7 protein-coding genes are annotated in these 5,233 nt (G+C 57.8%); 6 read left to right on the top strand and 1 reads right to left on the bottom strand.

Annotated features, from left to right (window positions below):
- The first annotated feature begins 191 nt into the window (after positions 1–191).
- From M1617_00695 to M1617_00720, 6 genes are all read left to right on the top strand, one after another.
- Positions 192–965 (top strand): RHS repeat-associated core domain-containing protein, encoded by a 774-nt coding sequence (locus tag M1617_00695; protein ID MCL5886814.1) that lies wholly within the window; start codon positions 192–194, stop codon positions 963–965.
- Between the two features lie 10 nt (positions 966–975).
- Complete coding sequence (locus M1617_00700) at positions 976–1,386, top strand: hypothetical protein (protein MCL5886815.1); 411 nt, start codon at positions 976–978, stop codon at positions 1,384–1,386.
- A 149-nt stretch (positions 1,387–1,535) separates the two neighbouring features.
- Positions 1,536–2,024 (top strand): hypothetical protein, encoded by a 489-nt coding sequence (locus tag M1617_00705; protein MCL5886816.1) that lies wholly within the window; start codon positions 1,536–1,538, stop codon positions 2,022–2,024.
- Between the two features lie 77 nt (positions 2,025–2,101).
- Complete coding sequence (locus M1617_00710; protein MCL5886817.1) at positions 2,102–2,644, top strand: hypothetical protein; 543 nt, start codon at positions 2,102–2,104, stop codon at positions 2,642–2,644.
- Positions 2,645–2,665: 21 nt separating this feature from the next.
- Positions 2,666–3,823 carry a hypothetical protein gene (locus M1617_00715; protein MCL5886818.1) on the top strand — a complete coding sequence of 386 codons (1,158 nt, stop codon included), beginning with the start codon at positions 2,666–2,668 and terminating at the stop codon, positions 3,821–3,823.
- 50 nt (positions 3,824–3,873) lie between these two features.
- Positions 3,874–4,311 (top strand): hypothetical protein, encoded by a 438-nt coding sequence (locus tag M1617_00720; protein MCL5886819.1) that lies wholly within the window; start codon positions 3,874–3,876, stop codon positions 4,309–4,311.
- Positions 4,312–5,020: 709 nt separating this feature from the next.
- On the opposite strand, the gene M1617_00725 is transcribed toward M1617_00720, so the two are convergent.
- Positions 5,021–5,233, bottom strand: a 213-nt coding sequence (locus M1617_00725; GenBank protein ID MCL5886820.1) for a DUF488 domain-containing protein, incomplete at its 5' end; no start/stop codon positions are given.

Here is a 5,233-nt window from a genome sequence, read left to right on the forward strand (position 1 = left end):
CGAGCCATGATGACTCCGCTACTCCCCGGCTTAGATCACGTGGGCATGGATGTCGCATTGGCCTTGGATGCATCCATATGGATCGTGCTTTCACTGGCTGCTACGGCGGGGATTCTCGTCGGGAGCAAGCATTCTGCACGGTCTGCTCGACCTACACCTACGACGGCAACGGCTAGCGCACGTCGGCGACCGTGACCGCAGGCGGCATCACCACAACGACCGACTACACCTACGACGGCATCACGCTGCTCTCGCTTGACGCTTCGCGGCGACGGGCAGGGCAGCGCACGCGCGCAGCGATAGCCGAGCGTCAGCCGTTGCGCTATGCTGGCTACGTCTACGACGCCCACTCGCAGACGTACTACCTGTCGCAACGCCACTACGACCCGGCCACGATGCGCTTCCTCTCGAAGGACCCCATCCGCGCCGACGGCGAGGAGAGTGCGTACCAGTACGCCGCGGGAGACCCTGTAGGGAAAGTGGACCCGACTGGGTTGGCGTGGATATGGATGGCGTTCCGTTATGCTACCAATAGGGATGTCGGGGCATCTCACATCCGCATAACGGCGAAAGCGTTGGCGCCAATCTTGGCGGCAGCTCTGGCAGGGAAGGTAGCCGTCGTTGGAAAGGGAGCGAGTGTACTGTTGAATATTGGCGGCACAATAGGTGGCATCGTGAACTCAATCAGGGGCGTGAGTTCGTCTGTTGTTAGGCGGGGTGACCTAATCGTGTGGCAGGTTTATTCATTCGCAAGCCTCGCTCGACCCAGTTGTCGTGACAATGCAACTCACTCCGTTCGGCAGAGGGTAGTGTTCATGCGCAGGGACGGCACGCGTGGCTGGCATTCGTACAAGATACGCTGCCGTCCTAACCTTCGCGTTACCTTTCGGGACGCCTTCTCAGGCCGAAGGTATGCGAGTTCACCCGTGATTATTAGGTGGCCGCGACGCGTTGGGAGTCTATAGGAGGATTACCATGAGGTTTCGGGCATTGACCATCACATTGTTGGTCAACTCCCTCGTGTTAGGGGTTGCCGGTGTGTTAGCCGATTCCAGGGCAGTCTATATATCCCTGCGCGATTGGGAGGGGATTCTCTTTGTCCTCAATCCCGCAGTCTTCGTGGGTATGTTTTGTGGCTGGATTCTGCGGAAGGAGGAAGAGCCTCGGACGCGTGATATCTACGTCATGCTGTTTTCGTTCATCTGGACTGCTGCAGCGATTGCCAGGGTGTTCGCACCATTGGCAGTCAGTGGTCGATCTGGTTTCTTCGACAGTGGCTTGATGCTGCTATTCGTCGTTGTGGGAATCGGACTCGTCTCGGTTCTACCCTCGCGCAAAGCGAAGGGAAGGGAACATCTACCTGTACGAGCCGTCGGGGGTTCCTAATATCGAGCGGAAATCCGATGCGGTGGTCGTGATCGACGGCATTGAAATCAAGGTGGATACCGAGACTTGGGACTACAGGTGGAGGTAAGCGGGGAAGCGCGGAGGCTCCGTGCGGATGGGTATAGCGCAAGAGTACGGAAGGGAAGCGAATGTCGTCAGACTTCAAGGACGATGACCGAGTAGGGAAGCACAGTTTCGAGTGGCCACTCACTCATAAGAGAGTGGCGGTCACATGTTTGGTGTTGGCATCGTTTTGCGTACTTGCGGTCACGGCCATTGTGGTGACATTGGTCGTGCCAGCGAATCGAGACACGGCGTTCTTCGCTGAGAATCGTAACGAACTCGAGCTGGCGGCGGTCTGGGTGTTCGAGACCACGGCATCGCAACGTCCAGCGCCGACAGACGTAGTCTTGAGACTGCCGAAGGACATGAGACATCTGTCTGACAGCGGCAGTGTCTGGTTCACGGCTCAGCCAGATCGGCAGGTCACCTTCTGGCGCTTCCGCGGACTACTCGGCCAAGGGAGAGGATTTCTCTATTGGCCGCATGAGACACCGCCTTTGGCGGAGATTGCAGAGATGTATGACTATGCAGAACAGCTCGACGAACGGTGGTTCCTGGTCGAAGACTACGACTAGAACTACCGAGAGGGTCGATTGCGGAATTTGAGCGGGTATCGAATAATGGCTGCGGCACCCACGGGGAGGAGAATCGAGTGCGTTTATCGGCAGTTTGGTACGGGGTAGTGATTCTGATGGTTGGCGCATCAATGTTACTTGGCGCTTGCGCGCTGCCAACTATCTATTCGGTAGGACCGGGTGACGTAGTCGAGTTGCCGTTGGGATTGGACGTGCGAGTTCCTGTCGGCTGGAGCGGGACGTATGAGGAGTGGCCAGAGCCGGGCATGAGCGAAGAGCCCATCCTGTACTTGGAGGAGGACGTTAGCGGCGACATCGTGCGCATTTTCTGGCTCCGAACTCAAGGTGAAGTAGCCATCGCTATGAGTTCACTCCAGCTACCCCCATCGCGATCCCCAACGCGCACCGCGGCGACCGAGTCCATTGCGCGATCGCTTGATGCATCAGTTGTAGCAGGCACTTCGTCGCATCCAGATGACAGGGGTGTTACGTGGGTCGTTGTCGACGCTGGGGGAGAGGGGCTGCAGGTCATCTTCCACAGCAATGCTGCGCAGTCGGCCGACTTTTTGGATCAGCACTTGTCCGTAGCAACAGACCTGTTCGAGCGGAGACCCCAGTGATCTCGGGGGCGAGGAGTCATCATGATGGATAGACTTGCTCAGTCCGCCACGAGGGCGGTGTCGATCTTCGGGTACGTGTTCCTCGGAGTTGTGGTGGTGGGGAGCATCGCCCTGCTCGATGCATATACGCTCTTCATGAGTGGATGGCGGGAGGCGGCTTCATGGGTGCTTGTTGCCGTGTTCGCTGGCGGTGCCACTTGGCTACTTGGCTCGTCACGTTGGTATGTGCACATGATTCGGGCCATCCTGGCGATTGCCGCAGCTACCGCGATCACCCTTGGGCTGATGACTTTTGCGGCACCAGTGTCCGGAGGACTGCCTCTTATGATCCTCTGTCTTGGCGTGGCGCTGGCGGGTGTGTTCGCCTTCTTCCGAGAGAAGGACTCCAGTCGAGCTTCGTTGCGGCTCGCCTGCAATATTTTCGCGATCCCTGTCATACTCGGGCTGATCATATTCTTGAGAGAGCTGCCATCAGGCGTGGAGGATATACTCCCAATCGTCTCACTGATCAGCTGGTTGGGTGTTGCCGTTGCAGCAACCATGGTTCCTAGTCGGACTCCCGCCGCCGAGGGGGATGCGGTGGGGAGCGCGGAGGCCCCAGTGAGCTCGGGGGTAGTGATTCGCCCATGCGGCAGCTCGACTTCGCCCCATGTGGTGCTGTTGGACTTCACGCAGGATCCGAGTAGCCACACCTTCGATGCGGAAGGTGAAGCCGTATTCGCCAGTGTGTTCGATGGTCTTGCAGCTTGGTTGGATGCCAAGCGGTGGCAGCTCGAGGTCGAGGATCCCCTGATCGGAAAGCGTTCAGGCCCCGATGAATCTCTGCTCGCGGCATTCCCTTCCGCGTCATCGGAGCGGATATCCGCTCACGCCATCCGACTGGCGGGCGAGAGCGAACAAATGGGAACCCGCCTTGCCCACTTGTGGCCCCGCTTCGAGCGGTTCTCCTTCTATCTCCAGGTCGGCGATACGGGTTCGGGTACGGTCATGTGTTCGCTGCTGGATGATGGTTTTCAAATGGCGATTGTTTCAGATTGTGCGAACAGCCGTGAGGTCACGGATATCCTCAAGGGGGCGATCGGGCCACATCGGGTCGAAGAAGGCTGTGAGCGGTCATATGATGCGGAGCTTGTCAGAGAAGCTTTGACAGAATGGGAGCGGATGTCTGATCGTGGATGAGCAATGGCAAAGCGCCCTTTGCGCCAGTGTCAGTAAAGGACAAGTGAGGGATGGAGCTTATGGATAACCTGTGGCTTGCACTGTGGGCGGTCTGCCTGCTCGCTTGTCTGGTGCTATACCTGAGAATCGCGCATCGGAAGGTTGGGGCCGATGGTTCGACCAGAAGGTCTCTGTTTACGAGTGGATCTATCGCGGTGGTGGGGGCGCTTCTCTCAATCATCGCAACCCCCGATTGGAATCCCTTCTGGATGAGTGCATACTTCGCGCCCTACTGGGCTCTTGCCGTCTTCGGCATCGTTTATTCGCGCTTGGCAGTGACTTCACTGTCGCGACGCAAGGCCAGCGTCATAGGGGTATTGTTGGCGCTCGTATCCACCGTGCTCGCACCCGTTGCCTTGCTGTTGGTAGCTGCACTGTGGGTTCCAGCGGTGCTCGTGATGTCGGTAGTGTGGGGATTCAGCCGGGTTCGTCGACAGGCGGCCCAGTGATGGGGTTGCTAGGGGACGGGCGGATCCATTGAACCCGATAGACTTCTCGGCCGAGGGGGAACAGTATGATTGAGGCACACTTAGCGGAGGGCCATCATCCAGGCGGTGCGTAGATGCCTATGCAGGAGAACTGCTTCGGGCGACTGATCGTCGTTCCAACAAAGAGGTAGACGTTTCGAGATCGAGGCCCTATCTCTTCGTTGTACTTGTGGAGCACGTCGTCATGCGCCTTCTCGGCGGTCCAGCGCGAAAGCTGTTTCCGATAAAGCTCATATGGCTCCCAGTCGAACACTTGAAGAGGTAGAACTCAGAGTCCGTGGTGATTCGTACCAGGCCGATCGACCCGTGGAATGAATCGGCTTGCGTCTGTAAAGCCTCCATCGTGCTCGCAAGAGGCAGCACCGCTGCATTTCGTCGAGGCCAGTCGGGCTTGTCTTTCTTTGGACCCATATAGAATGCGTCAACTGTTCGGATGCTTGCTGGATCCGGTGTGTAAGTGTCGCCTCGGCAGTCGGCGATCTTGTGTGTGAGATCAGCTTCGATGACCTGCCACTTTTTGAACCACTGTGAGTAAGGTAGATTCCGTAACCTTATGGGGTACAAGCGCACGAAGCGCCCAAGATCGAAGTCGAGTCCAGCGACGCAGACCGTCTCTTCGTACTTGGCGCTGGGATTCGGGTATGTTTTGACTGTGACAAGAACGCGGCCGCTACACTCCGGCATGACGAAGGTGTCTCACCTCAGCGCTGGACAGGAGCGGGGCGATACGATCAGCGACGATACTTCTGTGGCATCGGGCGGGATCCTCCTCGAAGCACACCAGGCACACGCGCTTATCGGCTGCCAGGATCTGAAGTGTCTCAAGCGCATCACCCTGTTCGTCTAGGAATCTACTGAACTCCTGCGCGAACTCATCAAACGC

The sequence above is a fragment of the Actinomycetota bacterium genome (genome assembly GCA_023488435.1).
Taxonomy (GTDB): Bacteria; Actinomycetota; Coriobacteriia; order Anaerosomatales; family UBA912; genus UBA912.

Coding starts and splice junctions, on each gene's coding strand:
- M1617_00720 (MCL5886819.1), top strand. CDS start 3,874: ATGGAGCTTATGGATAACCTGTGGCTTGCACTGTGGGCGGTCTGCCTG.
- M1617_00705 (MCL5886816.1), top strand. CDS start 1,536: ATGTCGTCAGACTTCAAGGACGATGACCGAGTAGGGAAGCACAGTTTC.
- M1617_00700 (MCL5886815.1), top strand. CDS start 976: ATGAGGTTTCGGGCATTGACCATCACATTGTTGGTCAACTCCCTCGTG.
- M1617_00715 (MCL5886818.1), top strand. CDS start 2,666: ATGATGGATAGACTTGCTCAGTCCGCCACGAGGGCGGTGTCGATCTTC.